Source organism: Anseongella ginsenosidimutans, from assembly GCF_008033235.1.
In the GTDB taxonomy this organism is placed as follows: domain Bacteria; phylum Bacteroidota; class Bacteroidia; order Sphingobacteriales; family Sphingobacteriaceae; genus Anseongella; species Anseongella ginsenosidimutans.
On record NZ_CP042432.1, the window covers coordinates 2376672 to 2395133 of the forward strand.

General features: G+C 50.2%; 17 protein-coding genes. 8 read left to right on the forward strand and 9 right to left on the reverse strand.

The features are described 5' to 3' along the window. Positions 1-25 precede the first annotated feature (25 nt). Together FRZ59_RS09830 and FRZ59_RS09835 are read left to right on the forward strand one after the other, a co-directional pair. Positions 26-1519, forward strand: coding sequence for a BNR-4 repeat-containing protein (locus tag FRZ59_RS09830; RefSeq protein ID WP_132129536.1), 1494 nt, complete (start codon positions 26-28; stop codon positions 1517-1519). A 62-nt stretch (positions 1520-1581) separates the two neighbouring features. Further along, the gene (locus FRZ59_RS09835) at positions 1582-2220 is read left to right on the forward strand and encodes a hypothetical protein (protein WP_132129537.1); all 639 of its coding nucleotides are present in this window, start codon (positions 1582-1584) and stop codon (positions 2218-2220) included. A gap of 50 nt (positions 2221-2270) precedes the next feature. On the opposite strand, the gene FRZ59_RS09840 is transcribed toward FRZ59_RS09835, so the two are convergent. The 5 genes from FRZ59_RS09840 to FRZ59_RS09860 form a co-directional block, all read right to left on the reverse strand. Continuing rightward, on the reverse strand, positions 2271-2720 hold the full coding sequence (locus FRZ59_RS09840) for a cold-shock protein (protein ID WP_132129538.1): 450 nt from the start codon (positions 2718-2720) through the stop codon (positions 2271-2273). Positions 2721-2781: 61 nt separating this feature from the next. After that, positions 2782-3867, reverse strand: coding sequence for a M42 family metallopeptidase (locus tag FRZ59_RS09845; RefSeq protein WP_132129539.1), 1086 nt, complete (start codon positions 3865-3867; stop codon positions 2782-2784). Between the two features lie 17 nt (positions 3868-3884). After that, positions 3885-4433, reverse strand: coding sequence for a ClpP family protease (locus tag FRZ59_RS09850; RefSeq protein ID WP_132129540.1), 549 nt, complete (start codon positions 4431-4433; stop codon positions 3885-3887). A 141-nt stretch (positions 4434-4574) separates the two neighbouring features. Continuing rightward, positions 4575-5432 (reverse strand): 3-keto-disaccharide hydrolase, encoded by an 858-nt coding sequence (locus FRZ59_RS09855; protein WP_132129541.1) that lies wholly within the window; start codon positions 5430-5432, stop codon positions 4575-4577. A 230-nt stretch (positions 5433-5662) separates the two neighbouring features. Further along, positions 5663-7222, reverse strand: a complete 1560-nt coding sequence (locus FRZ59_RS09860; RefSeq protein WP_132129542.1) for an acyl-CoA carboxylase subunit beta — start codon at positions 7220-7222, stop codon at positions 5663-5665. A gap of 77 nt (positions 7223-7299) precedes the next feature. Here FRZ59_RS09860 and FRZ59_RS09865 point away from each other — a divergent pair, with 77 nt between their 5' ends. The 4 genes from FRZ59_RS09865 to FRZ59_RS09880 all read left to right on the forward strand — a co-directional run bounded on the left by FRZ59_RS09865 (position 7300) and on the right by FRZ59_RS09880 (position 11711). Further along, positions 7300-7980 carry a response regulator transcription factor gene (locus FRZ59_RS09865; RefSeq protein WP_132129543.1) on the forward strand — a complete coding sequence of 227 codons (681 nt, stop codon included), beginning with the start codon at positions 7300-7302 and terminating at the stop codon, positions 7978-7980. Continuing rightward, entirely contained in the window at positions 7980-9374 is a 1395-nt protein-coding gene (locus FRZ59_RS09870; protein WP_132129544.1) for a HAMP domain-containing sensor histidine kinase, read from the forward strand. The genes FRZ59_RS09865 and FRZ59_RS09870 overlap by 1 nt, the downstream gene beginning before the upstream one ends. A 154-nt stretch (positions 9375-9528) precedes the next feature. Beyond that, positions 9529-11088 carry a SulP family inorganic anion transporter gene (locus FRZ59_RS09875; protein ID WP_132129545.1) on the forward strand — a complete coding sequence of 520 codons (1560 nt, stop codon included), beginning with the start codon at positions 9529-9531 and terminating at the stop codon, positions 11086-11088. A 17-nt stretch (positions 11089-11105) separates the two neighbouring features. Further along, positions 11106-11711, forward strand: a complete 606-nt coding sequence (locus FRZ59_RS09880; protein WP_132129546.1) for a carbonic anhydrase — start codon at positions 11106-11108, stop codon at positions 11709-11711. Between the two features lie 158 nt (positions 11712-11869). On the opposite strand, the gene FRZ59_RS09885 is transcribed toward FRZ59_RS09880, so the two are convergent. Both FRZ59_RS09885 and pruA read right to left on the reverse strand, forming a co-directional pair. Beyond that, positions 11870-13096 carry a porin gene (locus FRZ59_RS09885; RefSeq protein WP_132129547.1) on the reverse strand — a complete coding sequence of 409 codons (1227 nt, stop codon included), beginning with the start codon at positions 13094-13096 and terminating at the stop codon, positions 11870-11872. A gap of 13 nt (positions 13097-13109) precedes the next feature. Then, positions 13110-14741, reverse strand: coding sequence for an L-glutamate gamma-semialdehyde dehydrogenase (pruA, locus tag FRZ59_RS09890; RefSeq protein WP_132129548.1), 1632 nt, complete (start codon positions 14739-14741; stop codon positions 13110-13112). A gap of 162 nt (positions 14742-14903) precedes the next feature. Between pruA and FRZ59_RS09895 the strand changes: the two genes are divergently transcribed. Beyond that, positions 14904-15371 (forward strand): FKBP-type peptidyl-prolyl cis-trans isomerase, encoded by a 468-nt coding sequence (locus FRZ59_RS09895; RefSeq protein ID WP_192901571.1) that lies wholly within the window; start codon positions 14904-14906, stop codon positions 15369-15371. A gap of 444 nt (positions 15372-15815) precedes the next feature. Here FRZ59_RS09895 and FRZ59_RS09900 read toward each other — a convergent pair whose 3' ends face one another. Both FRZ59_RS09900 and FRZ59_RS18510 read right to left on the reverse strand, forming a co-directional pair. Beyond that, positions 15816-17180 carry an alkaline phosphatase PhoX gene (locus FRZ59_RS09900; RefSeq protein ID WP_132129550.1) on the reverse strand — a complete coding sequence of 455 codons (1365 nt, stop codon included), beginning with the start codon at positions 17178-17180 and terminating at the stop codon, positions 15816-15818. A 14-nt stretch (positions 17181-17194) separates the two neighbouring features. Next, the gene (locus tag FRZ59_RS18510; protein WP_158640596.1) at positions 17195-17335 is read right to left on the reverse strand and encodes a hypothetical protein; all 141 of its coding nucleotides are present in this window, start codon (positions 17333-17335) and stop codon (positions 17195-17197) included. 45 nt (positions 17336-17380) lie between these two features. On the opposite strand from FRZ59_RS18510, the gene lpxK reads away from it, so the two are divergent. Continuing rightward, positions 17381-18454, forward strand: coding sequence for a tetraacyldisaccharide 4'-kinase (lpxK, locus tag FRZ59_RS09905; protein ID WP_132129551.1), 1074 nt, complete (start codon positions 17381-17383; stop codon positions 18452-18454). Positions 18455-18462: the final 8 nt, after the last annotated feature.

Genomic DNA, 18462 nt, shown 5'->3' on the forward strand with positions numbered 1-18462 from the left:
TTGTGAAAGAAGAACTTGTTCTTTTATGAGAGAGTTTCGATGTTTTTTTGTCTGTGTTTTTCTGTTTATTTCAAACACAGCGTTTTCCCAGACAGAGCCGGATTCCAGGACCGGGGCGGAGGCAGAGGTATATGGAAATGCAAGGCTGATCAATAAACAGGATGACGGGTACCGCGGCATTTGGTACCATATAGGCGGGGCGGGGCAGCGCGGGCCGGTTACTAATAAATACCGGTATAAGTACAGCGGAGGGCTGGGGACGTACCCGGCGAATCATTACCCTTTTTCGGTTTATGCAGGGGAAGTCAACAAGACCTTCTTTTGTTACGGTGGAACGGATAAGTCCGGGAAAACCCTGTATCATATGGTTTCCTATTTCGACCATGCGAGCGGAAAGGTACCGCGTCCCACGATTGTTCTGGATAAAGCCACCAATGATGCCCATGATAACCCGGTAATGCAAATTGACCGGGAAGGCTATATTTGGATTTTCTCTACCTCTCATGGCACCGGAAGGCCGTCATTCATTCATCGCAGCAGCCGTCCTTACGACATTTCGGAGTTTGAACGAGTGGCCGCCACCAAACTGGTGAACGGAAAAAAGGTTCCGCTGGATAACTTTTCTTATCTGCAGGTCTATTATTCGGATGAAAGCGGGTTTGCCGCTTTGTTTACCCATTATGAAAAAAGGGGCGGGCGTGTGATCGCCTGGATGACCAGCAAGGACGGGGTGGAATGGTCGGCATGGAAAGACCTCTCCCTGCTGGATGAAGGGCAATATCAGACGAGCGGCAGCCGGGGAGAGCTGATTGGTACGTCCTTTAACTATCATCCGGCTAGGGAGGTGCGGGGCGGCCTCGACTTCAGAACGAACCTGTATTATCTCCAGACAACGGATTTTGGCAAGACATGGCAGACGGTGGACGGTTCACCCGTGAAGCTTCCCCTTACCGAGGTGAACAATAGCGCCCTGGTATATAATTATGATTCGGAAAAGAGAAACGTGTACATCTGCGATCTTAACTTTGATAAAAAAAAACGCCCGGTGATCCTGTACCTGACCAGCAAAGGGCCTATGCCGGGCCCGGAGGATGGTCCGCGGAACTGGTATACTGCCTGCTGGACCGGAGACGAATGGGAGATCAGGCCCTTTACAAGTTCCGGCAATAACTATGATATGGGCTCCATTTATACAGAAAAGGGGAAGTGGATCGTCGTAGCTCCTACTGAACCTGGCCCGCAGGAATATAATACAGGCGGAGAAATGGTTCTGTGGAAGTCCGCGAATAAGGGCAAAAGCTGGAAGAAGGTGAAGCAGCTTACCCGTGACAGCGAATTCAATCATACCTATGCCCGCCGCCCGGTACATGTTCATCCGGATTTTTACGCGTTCTGGGCAGACGGGCATGGAAGGCAACCCTCAGCTTCCAGGCTGTATTTTTGCGATAAAAAGGGTAATGTATTTAAGCTGCCGGAAGTGATGGACAAGCCCCTAATGAAACCCATTCCGGTGAGGTAGGAACACCTGTAGCGTTCCGGCCGGAAACTTCGTTAAGTTCATCAAACCAATACTCCTGCTTGATGACGCAAATTCTACGCTACATTTGTCTACCGGCGGTTTTTCTGGCTGTCACGGCCTGTAAAAAAGATTTTCTCTGGAACCTGGAAGGAATGGAGCCTGTCTCAGCGGACTGGATGTTCAGGGATCTCAAACTGCCGGAAACCTATGATTATATCGAATTGCGAATGTCATACGGCCCTTGGGAAGCTATGTACCATGTACAGGACTCCCTGGGGCTTAAATGTGACGAAACCATTCCGGATTGCTTTACCCGGTTCGATACTTTAAGAACATACCGTCATAGTTTCCATCAAGGCTGCCTGCCTGGTTATTGCGATCATTACCTGGTTACCAGGCAAGGTAATACAATCAGAACCTGGGTTGGACTGGATGAATTAAGCTCCTTTCTCGGCCCGGTTGACGATTCAGGCGACGCGCTGCTATGGGTATACGCCAACGGCTATTATTTTGAGGCTGGAAATAGCAGGAACAGCGGGGTTAAACGGCTGAATGACGATATTTTTTATATGATCGCACTTCGGATGGTAAAGGATTGTATGCCAGTACAAACGGACCGGTTTCTCCTTGAAGTACATCGCTCGGGCGAGATAAAGATACTTGCTCAGGCGCTGCATCACCAGTCAGGGGGCTGTATCTGAAGCGCTTCAGGACGACACTATGACACTTGTTAAATGACGAGACCGGGCTACTAAGTTAGCCTGACCGATACTGCGTTGGCGCCTTTAGGCCCCTTGGCTATTTCAAAAGTTACCCTGTCGTTTTCCTTAATGGGGAAGTCTGTTTCATTCACATGAACGAAGATGCTCTCCTGGGTTTCAAGGTCCCTGATAAAGCCGTAACCTCTTGAATCGTTAAAGAAGGTAACCACGCCCTTCCGGATCGGATTCATTTCTGCTTTTTCCAGCTTGCTGACGCTGACCTCAATGTCTTCGCTATTGATGGTCTCTTTCTGACTGGGATCGGGCGGGGCATCCAGGATATTTCCGTATTCGTCCACGTAGGCCATCATTTCGTCAAGGCCTTTGCCTTTCTTGGAATTGGCCTGGCGCTCTTCTCTTTTCTCTTCTTTCTCTTTTTTCTTCTTTAACCGTTTCTTTTCTTTTTCTTTTTTACTGAACGATTCCTGTGATCTACCCATTTATCCTTTAATTTTGGATAAAGATACGAAAAATCAGGCGAACAGCTAAATGTGAGACAATTTACTTCAGATACCTGAAGTCCTGCCCTGCGCGAATAGCGAGCAAGCTTTCGTACATCAGCCGGATGCAATTGTCCACGTCTTCCTTGTGTACCATTTCCACCGTGGTATGCATGTATCTCAGGGGAAGGGAAACAAGGGCGGAAACTACGCCGGCGTTGGAATATGCGAAGGCATCGGTATCTGTGCCGGTACTCCTGGATGAAGCCTGCCGCTGGAACGGAATCTTCTTTTTCTCCGCTGTTTCTACGATCAGACGGTTAAGGTTCGTTTGTACGGCAGGCGCATAAGATACAACGGGACCTTTTCCGCAGAATACGTCGCCCTGTACCTTTTTGTCTATCATCGGGGTTTGCGTGTCATGCGTGACGTCTGTAACAATGGCCACATCCGGCCTTATATGATGGGCGATCATTTCGGCGCCGCGCAGGCCTATCTCTTCCTGTACCGCGTTCACAACGTACAAGCCAAATGGAAGCTTCTTCTTGTTTTCCTTCAGCAGGCGCGCTACCTCGGCGATCATGAAGCCGCCTGCCCGGTTGTCCAGCGCCCGGCCCACGTAATAGCGGTTGTTCAGCGTGGTAAATTCATCGCTGAACGTAATGACGCAGCCTACATGAATGCCCAGTTCTTCTACCTCTTCCTTGCTGGTGCAGCCCACGTCCACGAAAATATTCTTGAGGGACGGCGCTTCTTCCTTTCCGTTTTCTTTGTGGCGGGTATGAATGGCCGGCCAGCCGAAAACGCCGGGGATGATGCCTTTGTCAGTATGTACATGTACTCTTTTTGAGGGGGCGATCTGGTGGTCCGAACCGCCGTTACGGCAAACGTAAATGATGCCTTCGCCGGTAATGTAATTTACATACCAGGAAATTTCATCGGCATGGGCTTCTATGACCACCTTGTACTCAGCACCCGGGTTAATGATGCCTACGGCGGTGCCGTAGTTATCTACGTAATGTTCATCTACGTAAGGTTTCAGGTAATCGAGCCAAAGCTTTTGCCCGCTGCTTTCATAGCTGACGGGAGAGGGGTTGTTTATATATTTTTCTAAAAATGAAAGGGATTGCTTATTCAGGATCGCCATTGTTGTTTTTGGTTTAGCTATTTCAGGATATCGTCTACCACGCCGTATGCTACCGATTCATCGGCATCCATCCAGTAATCGCGGTTAAAATCTTTCATGATCTTTTCCACGCTCTGCCCGCAGTTTTCGGCGAGGATCTTAGCGCCAAGCTCCTTGGTCTTGAGTATCTCGCGGGCCTGGATTTCAATGTCGGAAGTGGGGCCCTGCGCGCCGCCGCTGGGCTGGTGGATCATTACTTTTGCATAGGGGTAAATAAACCGCTTGCCCTTTTCTCCTGCGGAAAGGAGAATGGATCCCATGGAAGCAGCCAGCCCCATGCATATGGTAGAAACCGGGCTTTTTATGTTTTTCATGGTATCATGAATGGCAAATCCGGAAGTTACATAGCCGCCCGGGCTATTAATGATCAGGCTGATCTCTTTGCCGGGAGCAATGCTCTCCAGGTAGATCAGGCGCTCAATCACGTGTTTGGCGGATTCGTCGTTTACCACGCCCCAAAGGAAAACTTTCCGTTCTTCCAGGAGGCTATAATCAATACGGTCTTTCAGGGATTTAAATTTTTCCATTTTTCTTTTTTTATGTCAGGGCTGCCGGCGTAGACGCGCCGTATCTCCCGGTTATTTCAAGGGAAACAACAAGCCGGAAAGGATTTTGTTGGGCAGGAGCATTTTTCCGTACGGTTCCTGTTCCGCCTTCCTTCCGCGGCCTTAGTCCTTCCTGTTTTTCAGTTTATCCAGGACTTTCCGAAGTTTTGCCGGATCGTCCATGTATGGTTCCAGGTTAACCAGGGCCACTTTCCGGAACTCAATGGGGTGGCTTTCGCTCTGCAAGGCGATGTATCCGCCGGTAAGCGCTTTTCCGTCCTGCTTAACCGCCGGGTCATAATCACTTACGCTTCCCCCGCCAATCTGCGGATGCGTGTATTCGAGGACTGTGTCACCTTCCACGATGTGTTTGATCACCGAATCGGCCAGTACCAGGAGATCCACCTGTACCCATTGATCACCGTGATAAGTCTTTGAGCTGGAGTTTACGCAATGTGGAGTAAACAATTCATTTTCCATGACTACGTTGGTCCCGGGTGTACAAAGGTTCGCGGTGCTGCGTTCATGCTCGCCGTCGCCTCCCAGGAATTGCGCTTCAATCGAAATAGGAAAGTCCTGCCCTTTGTGGATGGTGGCGGGGTCCTGGCAGTGCAGCATGGCTCCGCTGTTCCGGAAAGCCCAGCCTTCTCCGCCCGGGGCCTGTTCGCCGGTGAAGCGGTATTCGACTGATAAGAGGTAGGCCGAAAACGGTTCTTTGTAATAGATGTGCCCGTACTGTTGTTTGAAATCTTCGTAAGCTTCGTAGGAGACCTTCATCAAGCTATCTTCGACGCGGAAGGTGTTGCCGAAATTCTCGTTCAGCTCATAGCCGCGGATCTTGACGACCCAGTCGTTGAGGTCCTTTCCGTTGAACAGCTGGATCCACTCCGGCTCCTGTTCCTGCGCCGTGCAGGAAGTTAAAAGGAAGCTCAGCAGCAGGCTGCAGGCAAGCTGCAGTTTGAATGGTTTCAATATGGTCATGGTCGTTTTATTAAGCCGGGCAAGATACAAGAATTAGCCGGAAAATTAACAGCGAATTTGCTTTCGGGTCTGTTGATTTAAGGTGTACCCGGGGAAGAAAATCAGTAGGTTCAGCCAGGATTGTACGTTAAACTTATACTTTGAATATATGTCTGTATATAACTGATTAAAAGATAAATAAACTACCCAATATTAAAAATGATACTTTTTTGACTTGCCGGTTTAGCGGCTTATAACGGGATATTTCCATGCTTTTTCCGGGGGGCATTCACCACCTTCTGCGCCAGCATTTCAAAGGCGCTGATGAGCCGGGCCCTGGTCTCCCGCGGGGCGATGACTTCATCAATAAAACCTCTTTCGGCAGCGCGGTAAGGATTGGCAAAAATGGTCGAATACTGTTCCTCCTTTTCCTTCCATTTTGCATCGGGATCGGCGGCCGCGGCGATCTCCTTTTTGAAGATTATCTCGGCTGCACCCCGGGCTCCCATGACGGCGATCTCTGCGTTGGGCCAGGCATAATTCATATCCGCCCCGATATGTTTCGAGTTCATTACGCAGTAGGCGCCGCCGTAGGCTTTGCGGGTGATCACCGTGATCCGCGGAACGGTTGCTTCCGAGAAAGCATATAGCAACTTGGCGCCGTTGCTGATAATTCCGTTCCATTCCTGGTCGGTACCCGGAAGGAAACCCGGCACGTCCACCAGTACCAGCAGCGGAATATTAAAGGAATCGCAGAACCGCACGAAGCGGGCCGCTTTCCGGGAAGCCTGGATATCCAGTACGCCTGCCAGTACGGCGGGCTGATTGGCCACGACGCCAATGCTCCGTCCGGCCAGACGGGCAAATCCGGTGATCATATTCCCCGCAAAATCTTTATGTACTTCCAGGAAAGAGCCTTCATCGGCCAGCAGGCTAACCAGTTCGCACATGTCATAGGGCTGGTTGGCGTTGGCCGGGATCAGCTTATCGAGCTGCGGGACAGGGGCAAGCGGGTCACCTTCAAATGGAAGGAAGGGGGGCTGCTCTTCACAATTCTGGGGCATGTAGGAAAGCAGTCCTTTTATCGTATTAATGCATTCTATCTCGTTTTTGCAGGCGAAATGAGTAACCCCGGATTTTACGGCATGTGTGTCCGCTCCGCCAAGTTCTTCAGAAGTGACCTCTTCATGAGTAACTGTTTTTACCACATTGGGGCCGGTAACAAACATGTAAGAGGTGTTTTCCACCATGAGAATGAAGTCGGTGATAGCGGGGGAATAAACGGCGCCTCCCGCGCAGGGCCCCATAATGGCCGAAAGCTGCGGAATTACGCCGGATGCCAGTGTATTGCGGTAGAAAATATCAGCATAGCCGCCCAGGGATACCACTCCTTCCTGGATGCGGGCGCCGCCGGAATCATTCAGCCCGATCAGGGGGGCGCCTGTTTTCATGGCCAGGTCCATTACCTTGCAGATCTTTTCCGCATGGGTTTCCGAAAGCGAACCTCCGAATACGGTAAAATCCTGTGAATACACGTAAACCAGGCGTCCTTGTACAGTGCCATAGCCTGTTACTACTCCGTCGCCGGGGTATTTTTCCTGCTCCATTCCGAAGCCGGCGGTGCGGTGAGTTACCAGCATGCCGGTTTCCCGGAAGGAGCCTTCATCGAGCAGGAAATGCAGGCGCTCCCGCGCAGTTAGCTTGCCTTTCCGGTGCTGGCTTTCGATTCTGGCGTTCCCTCCGCCGAGAAGGGCTTTTTCTCTTTTCTCTTCGAGGATCTCCTCGCCGGTTTTTGGCTTATCTTCTGACATACTGATTTTATGAGTTAAGACGGTAAGTTAAAAAATTTGAAGCAATAGGGCGGGAGGTTTTTATCTTTGAAGGAGGTATGAAGATATTACTCGTTGAAGATGAACCGGGCGTGGCTTCCTTTATTAAGAAGGGGCTGGAAGAGCAGCAGCACGAAGTGCAGCTTGCCTACGATGGAGAAACTGCCTTACAGCTGCTGGAAGGTACTGCATGGGATATGATCATCCTGGATGTGATCCTGCCCCACCTCAGCGGGCTGGATGTATGCAGGATCATCCGGGAAAAGCTGCATCTTGCGACTCCCGTGTTGATGCTTACGGCGCTGGGAAGTACGGATAATATCGTAAAGGGACTGGAAACAGGCGCTGACGACTATTTGGTAAAGCCCTTTAAATTCAAGGAATTACTTGCCCGTATTAAAGCGCTGGTTCGCCGCCATGATGGCGAAACTGTTCCGTCACGGCAACTGGTATTTGCTGATGTGGAATTGGATCTCCATAAAAAGACCGTAGTACGCGCTGGCCGGCCTATTGTGCTTACTTCCCGGGAGTTCCTGTTGCTCGAATATTTTATGCGGAATCCCAACCGCGTGATCAGCCGTACAGAGATCCTGGAAAATGTCTGGGAAATTAATTTTGACCTGGGTTCTAATGTCATCGACGTATATATCAGCTATCTCCGGAATAAAATGGACAGAGGTTTTACACGGAAGCTGATCCATACGAAGGTGGGCATGGGATATATCATGCAGTCAAGCTAATGGGCGGTATAAAGATCAAGTACAAGATTGCCATTATTTACACGGTGCTGACAGCGGCGGTGCTTTGCATTGTCAGTACGTTCATTTACATAGTTACTTCTATTCACCGGAAAAATGAATTTTTCGGGCGTCTGCATTCAAGGGCTTCCATTGCCGCCGAATTCCGCTTCCTGCAGAGCGAAGTGGATGCGCGGCTTTTTGAAGAGATCAGCAGGAAGCATTTACAGGCGCTGCCGGAAGAACGGGAATGGGTATTTGATGCGGATGAGGCCGGCCGGGAAAAGTTGCTTGTATTGCTGGATTCACTGGAGATCCCTGCATCCTTCCTGAACAGCCTGCTGGAGAATTCTTATGCTGAACACGAATCCAACCGGACGCAAACGGTAGGGATCCGGTACGATCACCGGGGAAAAGAACATCTGGTCATGGTAAGCGCATTTGACGAAGCCGGAAAGGGACTGATGACCTATCTCTTCCGGGTTCTCTTTACCGGCGTGCTGGTAAGCGTCGCGGTTGTGTACCTGCTTGGACTCATTTATGCAGGATCCATCCTCAAACCCATTGCGCAGATCATACAAAAGGTAAACCGGATCACAGCTTCCAACCTGCACCTGCGCCTGGAGGTCCATGAACCCCCCGATGAACTTGCTGATCTTGCGCTAACCTTTAACCGAATGCTGGACCGCCTTGAAACTTCGTTCGACATTCAGCATAACTTTATCAGTAATGCTTCTCATGAGCTGAACAACCCGCTGACCGCTATTGTCGGGGAGTCGGAGGTGGCCCTCAGCAAGAACAGGGATGCGGAGGAGTACCGGCAGTCCCTGGAGGTTATTTCCAGGGAGGCTTCCCGCCTGGAACGTATCACCCTGAACCTGCTTAAACTCGCCCAGACAAGCTATAACGACCAGGGGCTGGTCGTGGAGCGTTTCCGGCTGGATGAACTTCTGCTGGAGATAAAGAAGGACATCAATGAAAACAACCCTGGTAATAAAGTGCAGCTCGATTTCAGTAACGCAAGGGAAGAGGAGCGGCTGTACCTGGCCGGAAGCAGGAGCCTGATCAAAATAGCGCTTACCAATATTGCTGAAAATGCTTCTAAATTTTCGGCCAATAACGACGTGGAACTGGGCCTGTACGATAAGGGGCCGGAGATCATGGTGCGAATCTGGGATCGCGGTGTGGGTATTCCGGAAAATGAGCTGAAGTACATTTATGATCCTTTTTTCCGCGCTTCCAATGTCCGGAACATCAAAGGATTCGGCATCGGCCTTCCATTGGCTTACAAGATCATGTCTTTGCATGGCGGACGGATCCGTGTGGAATCGGTGGAAAATGAGGGAACTGTTTTCGAACTTTATTTCCCGCTGGGCGCTGCTGCAGACTTTCGCTGACCGCCACTGGCTTTCGCTGATCGCCGCCCCGCCGCGGGCTCCCTATAACAAGAATGTTTCAGTAAGGCCGGGCTTTCTAATCCCATTCTAATTTGCTTTTAATCTCCCTTTAACAAGCGAAAAGTACCTTTGGAAAGGTCTAAAAATCGCTTTTATGAAAAAATCAGGATTAACATTTCAGTACTTGAAGAACGACTTCCCAGCCGGTCTGGTGGTGTTCCTAGTAGCTCTCCCGCTGTGTCTTGGAATAGCGCTGGCGTCAGGGGCGCCGTTGTTTGCCGGGATCATTACCGGGATCGTCGGGGGGATTGTTGTCGGAGCCCTCAATAAATCCGAACTTAGTGTCAGCGGGCCGGCCGCCGGCCTTACGGTTATTGTTTTAACTGCCATTACCACCCTTGGCAGCTACCAGGCATTTTTATTTTCGGTGGTTATCGCCGGCGTGCTGCAAATGGTATTCGGATTTGCTAAAGCCGGTATCATCGGAAACTTCTTTCCTTCTTCGGTCATCCGTGGGATGCTTGCCGCCATCGGGCTGATAATGATACTGGGACAGCTCCCGGTATTCCTTGGCGTAGATACTACTGGGCTGAAGGACGAAGGGCTGAACTTCTTCGGCGCTCTCACAGGCGGTGAGACGGATGTTCTTCTGAATAACATGAATATGGCAGCGCTGGCGATCGGCGTTATTTCGCTGCTGATCATGATCGGCTGGGAGAAGGCCTCCTTTACAAAGAGAGGCGTACTGCGGCTGGTGCCTGCTCCCCTGGTAGCGGTGATGTTTGCTATTCTGGGTCATTTGCTGGTTTCCAGGATGCTGCCCGCCCTGGCGATGGGAGGCTCTTACCTCGTGAATATTCCGGGTTTGGGAGGAGGCGAGCTTCGCTCTGCGTTCCTGCTGCCTGACTTCAGTCAATGGAACAATCCGCAGATATATACTACCGCTATTACCATCGCCGTAATTGCCAGCCTGGAAACACTTCTTAGTGTTGACGCTGTGGATAAAATGGACCCGATGAAACGGGAATCGCCGCGTAACCAGGTACTAAAAACACAAGGTATCGGTAATCTGATCTGCGGGCTGATCGGCGGGCTGCCCATGACCGCGGTGATCGTCCGGAGTTCTACCAATGTGGCGGCGGGGGGCAAAACCCGGATGGCTTCGGTCATTCACGGGGCTTTCCTGGTACTTGCTGTACTGGCGCTGTCTTCCCTGCTTAATTTAATACCTTTGTCGGCGCTTTCTGCGGTTTTGCTGATAGTCGGCTACAAGCTTACCAAGCCGGCGTTGTACAAAATGCAGTTTAAATTGGGTAGGGCCCAGTTCGTGCCCTTTATCGTAACAGTGGGAGCGATTCTGGTGACAGACCTCCTCGTAGGTATTATGACGGGTATTGCCGTGTCAGTTTATTTTGTATTGAAAAATAATTATAAATTGTCGCACTCTTTAAAACAGGAAGATGACCAGGAGCAGAAAGTGGTGAACATTCATTTAAGTGAGCATGTGTCTTTTTTAAATAAGCCGGTACTGCTGAATACCCTTGAGCGGGTGCCGCCTCAAAGCAGAGTCATCATTGACGGTTCACGTTCCCGGTATATTGACCATGACGCGCTGGAGATCATTCATGACTTTAAACGCAAAGCCTCGGAACGCAGCATTCTTCTGGAGCTGAATAAGGTACCCCATTTTGAACTCTCAAATAACGCACATTAAGAACGATAATTAATCAGATGAAAACGTTAGCATATATTTTTAAGAACAACGAGGAATGGATCAGCAAGCAACTGGCCGGTGATCCGGATTATTTCAAGCGAATGGCAGAAGGGCAGCAGCCGGACTTTTTATGGATAGCCTGCTCGGACAGCCGCGTCCTGCCGAATGAATTAGCCGGCCTTGGCGCAGGCGAGATGTTTGTACACCGGAATATCGCGAACCTGGTCCAGTATAATGACATCAACCTGCTCTCGGTGATGCAGTACGCGGTGGATGTGCTGAAGGTCAAACATGTAGTGATATGCGGCCATTACGGTTGCGGGGGAGTGCAGGCATCACTGGGAAATACAGACCTGGGCATTATTGATATCTGGATAAGACAGATCCGGGACCTTGCGGCCAAACATAAACAGGAACTGGATGCATTTGAAAGCGAAACGGAACGCGTGAATTTCCTGGTCGAGCAAAATGTCCTGCAGCAGGTGAAGAATCTTACGGAACTTCCGGTAATTAAGAAGGCCTGGGAAAAGAAGCAGGAACTCTATGTTCACGCCTGGGTTTTCGACATGGCTACCGGCCGGCTTATTGACCTTAAACAGACTGAACAGGAGCAGCCGGAATAGAGCGGAGGCAGAGAAGGAATAAGGGCGTGGTATTGCGGAACTCCGGGAGCAGGCGAAAGCCCGGAACAGCCCGGAGATTAGGAGTACGGCGACAGATGAACAAAAACGCAGGCAGGGGCAGCGGGAAGATCATCCTGCTCCTGCCTGCGTTTTCTATTTCAGAACCGGTACTGGATGCGCAGGCTAAGTACGTTATCGCTGATGTCTTCCGTAAAGCCGCTTAGCGTAGTTTGTTCATTTTTCACGTCTTCATAATAGGCCGTAAAAGTAATATGCTCATCGTATTTCCAGGCAAGGCCGTATCCCCAGGTTTGAAACCGGATGTCTCCTTCCGTGAAACTTTCGTCAAGGCCGTTTGAATTAACTTTCTTGTTTGGGTCGTAGAAGTCATATTTGATAAACACCTCCAGCGGGCTTTTTCCCAGTTCCTGGACAAAAATAGCATACGCTCCTTCGAATTCGCGGTGATAGGTGTCTTCTTCGGGCCTGGAACGCGGCGTGCGGCTGGAAGTGCTGCTGCCAGGCTGCTTTCCTGTAATGTATTCGGCCCGGATCTCCGAATTGCCGAAACTGAAATCGTATCCCGCCTGGATATCTGCACCGTAATAACGCCTCTTTGCCGTTTGGCCGATATTGCTTTCCGCAGAATCAAGCGTGAAACCATCATCGCTTGTCATTTCATAGCTGTAGCGGGTATTCTGCCGTTGCCCCCCGCTGTAGAATGAGGCTCCCAGCCCCAGGCTCCAGGGAGCGGTTCTTCCCTCAAAAGCGGTATGCAGGCGACCAATGAAATCCTTATTGTTGTCGTAGTCTGAAATGGTGCCGCTGCCATTGTAAAAGCCTGCTTCCAGTCTGAAGAAACCAAGCTGGCTTTCAGCGGGAGGCGCAATGATCAGTTTCGCACCCGCATCGCGTTCGCCCGAAAATAATGTCTGGAACAGGCGGGAACGCTCAGGCGATTCACGCCTGCTGGAAGAATAGGCGACTTCGTGTCCGAACGCCCTGTTTTGCACGCCGGCCTGAAGCCCGAAAGTGTTCCATTTCTCTTCGGTGAAATGAATATAGGCGTCCCGGATGATAACTCCTTGTTCGGTGGCATCAATCTGAACGACCGCACTGCTGCTGCCTGCGTCGTAAGTCAGTTTCATCCTGCCCCTTCTTACAGTAAAACGCTGGTCCACGTTTTCTTCAAACCCGCCTCCCGAAAAGGATTCAATCCCTGGGGCGCTTGCCTTCTGAAATAAAGCCTGGACATAACCGCTGAGCTTTATCCGGCTGCTATCGGCCGGGGCCTCTGCCTGTCCCTGAGCCTTTGTTGTACATGGTGTTACCGCAAGTCCAAAAAGAATAATTAATAAGTAATGGTGAAATGATCTGTGCTTCATGATTGCAAAGATACTATTCTTCCTCCATGAACGGGTACCGGTAGTTGACCGGCGGATCAAAGGTTTCCTTAATGGAACGGGTAGAAACCCACCGCAGCAGATTCACCATAGAGCCGGCTTTATCGTTCGTGCCCGAACCACGCGATCCGCCGAATGGCTGCTGGCCTACTACTGCGCCCGTGGGTTTATCGTTTATATAGAAATTCCCTGCCGAATGCCGGAGTTCTTTCTCCAGCCATTCTATTGCATACCGGTCGCGGGCGATGACCGCGCCCGTCAGTGCATATATGGACGTGCTGTCAATCAGGCGGGGAATAGACCGGAAATCCTCGTCTTCATATACATAAACCGTGAGTACGGGGCCAAAGAGTTCGTCGCACATAGTTACGTACATCGGATCGGTTGTCTGAATGATCGTAGGGCTGATAAAATAACCGGTTGATTTATCATGATCGCCGCCTGCGATAATTTCAGCTTGCGGATCGTTTTTTACCCTGTTTATGTAAGAGGTGATCTTGTCAAAGGATTTCTCGTCAATGACCGCATTGATGAAATTCCGGAAATCTTCCACACCCCCCATTCTTAAGGAGGAAATATCCTCGAGCAGGCGTTTTTTTAGTTCCGGCCACAGGCTTTTGGGGATATAGGCCCTGGAGGCGGCCGAACATTTTTGCCCCTGGTATTCAAACGCACCTCTTACCAGGGCGGTTGAGGTCATGTTTATACTGGCCGACGGATGCACCAGGACGAAATCCTTTCCCCCGGTTTCTCCCACGATACGGGGATAGGATCTGTAATTGCCGATATGGTTGCCTATTTCCTTCCATATCTGCTGGAATACGGCCGTGGAACCCGTGAAGTGAATGCCCGCAAACTCCCGGTGGCTGAAAATTACCTCGCCGGCCACCGGCCCGTCCGTATAAATGAGATTGATGACTCCGCCGGGAAGCCCCGCCTCGCGAAATACTTCCATCAACACATGGGCGGCAAATATCTGCGTATTAGCCGGTTTCCATACGACCACGTTGCCCATCATGGCCGGAGCGGTTGGAAGGTTGCCCGCAATGGCCGTAAAATTGAAAGGGGTCAGGGCAAATACAAAGCCTTCCAGCGCCCTTTGTTCAGTCCGGTTCCAGATGCCTTTGGCCGAGCCCGGCTGCTGGGCGTAAATTTCGGACATATAAGACACATTGAAGCGCAGAAAGTCGATCATTTCGCAGGCGGCATCGATTTCGGCCTGGTAGGCATTCTTGGACTGGCCAAGCATCGTGGCTGCATTGATCCTGGCCCGGTAAGGGCCGGCAAGCAGGTCGGCCGCTTTCAGGAAAATGGCTGCCCGCTGCTCCCAGGCCAGGTCTTCCCAGGCAGGTTTGGCCGCCAGCGCTGCTTCGATGGCAGCCTGCACATGACTTTCATCTCCCTTGGAGTAATGTCCCAATACATGCTGATGATCATGCGGGGGACGGATCTCCTGTTTATCTTCGGTATGTATTTCTTTTCGTCCTATGAACATCGGAATATCAGCCGTTGCTGAACGGGCTGCTTCAATGGCAGATTTGAGGGCTTTTCGCTCCGGACTTCCGGGAGCATAATTTAATACCGGCTCATTTACCGGCGCTGGTACTTTGAAAAATCCTGTTGACATAATGATGTTTTTAGTTTATTGAATCGGATACCGCGAATATACGGCTTCTTAAATTCATCAAAACATCGACGCCGTCTATTCGTTAACTTTATTATATTGCGCTGCAGCAATGCTATGCAGTTATAGCAATGCCGTGCATATTTTTAAATAAAACCATTGATTATGTCAGAAAAGATCACCAGCGGGAAAGTAGTAGGACTTACCTACACCCTTAAGAACGATGCAGGAGATACGGTTGACCAGTCGCAGCCTGAGCAGCCATTCCAATACCTTCACGGGCATCAGAACATTGTTCCCGGACTGGAAAAGCAATTGGATGGACTGGAGGTGGGGACGGAAAAGAAGATAGCTGTTTCTCCCGAAGAAGGCTACGGCGCATTTGACGATCAACTGGTATTCCGGGTTCCTGCCGCTAACTTTCCGCAGGAAGTAGAACTTCAACCGGGAATGCAATTCCAATCTGAAGGCCCGCAGGGCGCGATGGTCGTAACGGTGACCGGCGTAGAGAATGATGTGGTAACCGTTGACGGCAACCACCCCCTTGCCGGGCAGGTCCTTCATTTCGACGTTAAAGTAGATAGCGTAAGAGACGCTACCGATATCGAACTGGAACACGGACACGTTCATTAGTTTCGAAGCAACGTCAAAACGTTGCTTCGAAACAGTTTAAAGTTTCAAGTTGCTTCGCAACAGTTTAAAGTTTCAGGGTTGCTTTGCAACAGTTTCAAGTTTTAATGTTTGCTTCGAAATAGTTTGAACTCTGAATCTGAAACCATGGTGTCCGGTAAAAAGTACCTTTTTTGATCATGTTTAGTATTTATTGTGTAGTAGCTTAAAATCTGAACAAAAAAAGAGGCTGTCTCAAAAGTAAATTGAGCAGCCTCTTTTTTTATACTTCTCCGATTTTCCCCGGACAGCAATAACTAAATCTGAAACCTTGAACTTTAAACTGGAAACTATAAACTATAAACTTTGAACTTTAAACTGGAACTATAAACTTAAACTCGAAACTTTAAACTTTGAACTTTAAACTTTAAACTTTAAACTGGAAACATTAAACCGGGCGAGCCCGGTTTAATGTTTCCAATCCCCGGTAATAGCGAGCGTAAGCCCGGCATGCTGAATGTTAACAAAAAGCGTTTTCCCGGATGGCGAAAACACTACCCCTGCCAGTTCGGATTCGTAGCCTACATTATGTGCAAGGTGAAAGATCTCTCCGGCGGGAGTGATTCCCAGGATACGCGGGCTTTCGTTGTCTTCGGATAGTACCACGTCTCCCCAGGGCGAAACGGTGAGGTTATCGCAGTGCCGCAGCAATTGCTTATCGTTGGGTTCGGCAAAAAGTTCCAGCTTACCGCTTCGGGGAATATAACGAAACACCTGGCCTTGTTTTTCTTTTCCGCCATTGGTGCAGGCGAAATAGACTTCGTTATTCCCGTACCACATTCCCTCTCCTCTTGCGAAACGGGCAGCGCCCTGCTCAAATCCCCTGATGTGAAGATCGTCGACGGGTGAATCCACGTTTTCAAGGTCAATCCATTCTGTGTCGAGGGGCTTACCTTCTTCGATCGTCGTTTGTTCCCAATTGCGGGTGTCAAAACTTTTTTCTCCCTTTACAGCCAGTGCCTGTAACTTCCCTCCGGCGCTGAGTTTCCCCGGCTGGGTGGGGATGAAACGGTAAATAAGGCCGTCATGCCGGTCTTCCGTTTCGTACACGATGCCTGTTTCAGGGTCTACGGCTACTGCTTCGTGATTGAAGCGGCCCATTGCTTTCAGGGCCACCGGTTTAGCTGGTTTTATCTTTGCGGAAGCAGGAACTTCGAATACATAACCATGATCCTGTTCATTCTGGCCTTCCTTCCTGCTTTCATACGTTTCTTCACAGGTAAGCCAGCTTCCCCAGGGAGTGGGTCCGCCTGCACAATTCCGTATCGTGCCGGCCAGGGAAAGATATTCTAATTCCAGTTTCTGGCTGCGTTCATTATAAACCAGGGTTGTTGTGCCGCCGAGGGAAGGCGTTTTTCCAAAGCCGTAGTCATAAACGTATTCCGGGTCAATTTTTTTAAGCAGCTCCTGCTGAAGGCCGAAAGGCCCGTTTTCCAGGTCATCGGAAGTGATCTCATGATTTCGGATAATGATTACCTTGTCCCCGGGACCCTGAAAGGTAGCCATCGCGTCATTTCTCCCCGGCGAAAGCAGTCCGTCAGCCATTTTTTCGCCTTTCCGGGAAATGATCTTATAGGAAAACCCCTTGGGAAGATCCATTATTCCGGCGGGGTCCGGCAAAAGAGGGCCGTAACGGTCATACACCCCTGGCGTCCCCTGCCGGGAAGCGCCCAGGGCAAAGCGGTGCAATCCAAGGAAACCGATGCTAACAATGCCGGAGTTTTTCAGAAAACTTCTCCTGCTATCGCGAAACGTGTTTTTGTGGGTACTCATTTTGTAAAAATATACTATTTTTTAATTTCTTCCGAAGGTTTCCCGGTAGATTTCGATTCGTAATGATTCCCTAACAATCCGGCAACACCGGCGCGCCATGACCTGTCCGGGCTGCCCCGGTCTGCGGCGCCTTCGCCTGGCGGAATTTTTTTCATATTTTAAAGATAAGTAATTCAGAAATATTACATCTTTAAAGGCCCATGTTAAAAATAATACGACTCTTGCTGCTCCCGTTTTCATGGCTATACGGCCTCGTGGTTGTCCTGCGCAACCTCTTTTATGATAAGGGGCTATTTAAAAGCCGGGGCTTTGACCTGCCGGTGATCGTGGTTGGAAACCTGGAAGTGGGCGGCTCCGGGAAAACACCGGTAATAGAATACCTGATCCGGCTGTTAAAGGATAGGTGCCGCGTTGCGGTACTCAGCAGGGGCTACGGAAGGAAAACCGCCGGCTTTATCCGCACCGATAGCAAGGAAAAGTCAAAAGTGAGCGCTGCCAGCATCGGTGACGAACCCTTCCAGTACCTTTCGAAATTCAGCAATATTACAGTGGCGGTAGACGCAGACAGGGTAGCAGCCATTCGCCGGTTAGAAGCGGACCACGATGCGATCCTGCTGGATGATGCGTTTCAACATCGCCGTTTAATACCGGGCTTTTCAATTCTCGTACTCGACTATAATACCTTATTCCGTACACGCCTGCTTTTGCCCGCGGGAAATTACCGTGAACCTTTTTCGGGAAGAAGACGGGCCGGCCTGCTGCTGGTGAGCAAGGCCCCGCATGACCTGAGTCCCGCGGAGCGGCAGCGGATCATAAAAAGGCTTGCACCCGCTTCGGGCCAGCCGGTATGTTTTTCGTCCCTGGAATACGATGAGCTTCGGTCGCTGGATCCCGCTAACGTACCAACGGATCTGAGTGGTGAAACCCGGGTGCTGTTGCTAACCGGAATTGCCCGCCCGGAGCCTCTGGTGTCGCAGCTGAAGAAGGTCACACCGCATGTGACTCACCTCAAATATCCTGATCATCATTCATATACTGTGAAAAATATTGCTAAAATTGCAGAAGTATTTGAAGGCATCGATTCCCGGGATAAGATCATCCTCACCACGGAAAAGGATGCTGCCCGGTTAAGAGGGGAGGAATTAAAGGGAATGCTTGTGCAGCTGCCCGTATTTTACTGGCCTGTAAGGATAAAAATTCACGAACCGGACAGGGAGCTGTTCAACGGGAAGATCCTGGAATACGTGAAACTTGGGGAAGCCCGGTTGAATTGAGGAATTAA

Bases quoted from the DNA above. Each gene is read 5' to 3' on its own strand.
- lpxK (WP_132129551.1), top strand. From the start codon at position 17,381: ATGTTAAAAATAATACGACTCTTGCTGCTCCCGTTTTCATGGCTATAC.
- FRZ59_RS09875 (WP_132129545.1), top strand. From the start codon at position 9,529: ATGAAAAAATCAGGATTAACATTTCAGTACTTGAAGAACGACTTCCCA.
- FRZ59_RS09895 (WP_192901571.1), top strand. From the start codon at position 14,904: ATGTCAGAAAAGATCACCAGCGGGAAAGTAGTAGGACTTACCTACACC.
- FRZ59_RS09870 (WP_132129544.1), top strand. From the start codon at position 7,980: ATGGGCGGTATAAAGATCAAGTACAAGATTGCCATTATTTACACGGTG.
- FRZ59_RS18510 (WP_158640596.1), bottom strand. From the start codon at position 17,335: ATGAAAAAAATTCCGCCAGGCGAAGGCGCCGCAGACCGGGGCAGCCCG.
- FRZ59_RS09860 (WP_132129542.1), bottom strand. From the start codon at position 7,222: ATGTCAGAAGATAAGCCAAAAACCGGCGAGGAGATCCTCGAAGAGAAA.
- FRZ59_RS09855 (WP_132129541.1), bottom strand. From the start codon at position 5,432: ATGACCATATTGAAACCATTCAAACTGCAGCTTGCCTGCAGCCTGCTG.
- FRZ59_RS09850 (WP_132129540.1), bottom strand. From the start codon at position 4,433: ATGGAAAAATTTAAATCCCTGAAAGACCGTATTGATTATAGCCTCCTG.
- FRZ59_RS09830 (WP_132129536.1), top strand. From the start codon at position 26: ATGAGAGAGTTTCGATGTTTTTTTGTCTGTGTTTTTCTGTTTATTTCA.
- pruA (WP_132129548.1), bottom strand. From the start codon at position 14,741: ATGTCAACAGGATTTTTCAAAGTACCAGCGCCGGTAAATGAGCCGGTA.
- FRZ59_RS09885 (WP_132129547.1), bottom strand. From the start codon at position 13,096: ATGAAGCACAGATCATTTCACCATTACTTATTAATTATTCTTTTTGGA.
- FRZ59_RS09840 (WP_132129538.1), bottom strand. From the start codon at position 2,720: ATGGGTAGATCACAGGAATCGTTCAGTAAAAAAGAAAAAGAAAAGAAA.
- FRZ59_RS09835 (WP_132129537.1), top strand. From the start codon at position 1,582: ATGACGCAAATTCTACGCTACATTTGTCTACCGGCGGTTTTTCTGGCT.
- FRZ59_RS09880 (WP_132129546.1), top strand. From the start codon at position 11,106: ATGAAAACGTTAGCATATATTTTTAAGAACAACGAGGAATGGATCAGC.
- FRZ59_RS09865 (WP_132129543.1), top strand. From the start codon at position 7,300: ATGAAGATATTACTCGTTGAAGATGAACCGGGCGTGGCTTCCTTTATT.
- FRZ59_RS09900 (WP_132129550.1), bottom strand. From the start codon at position 17,180: ATGAGTACCCACAAAAACACGTTTCGCGATAGCAGGAGAAGTTTTCTG.
- FRZ59_RS09845 (WP_132129539.1), bottom strand. From the start codon at position 3,867: ATGGCGATCCTGAATAAGCAATCCCTTTCATTTTTAGAAAAATATATA.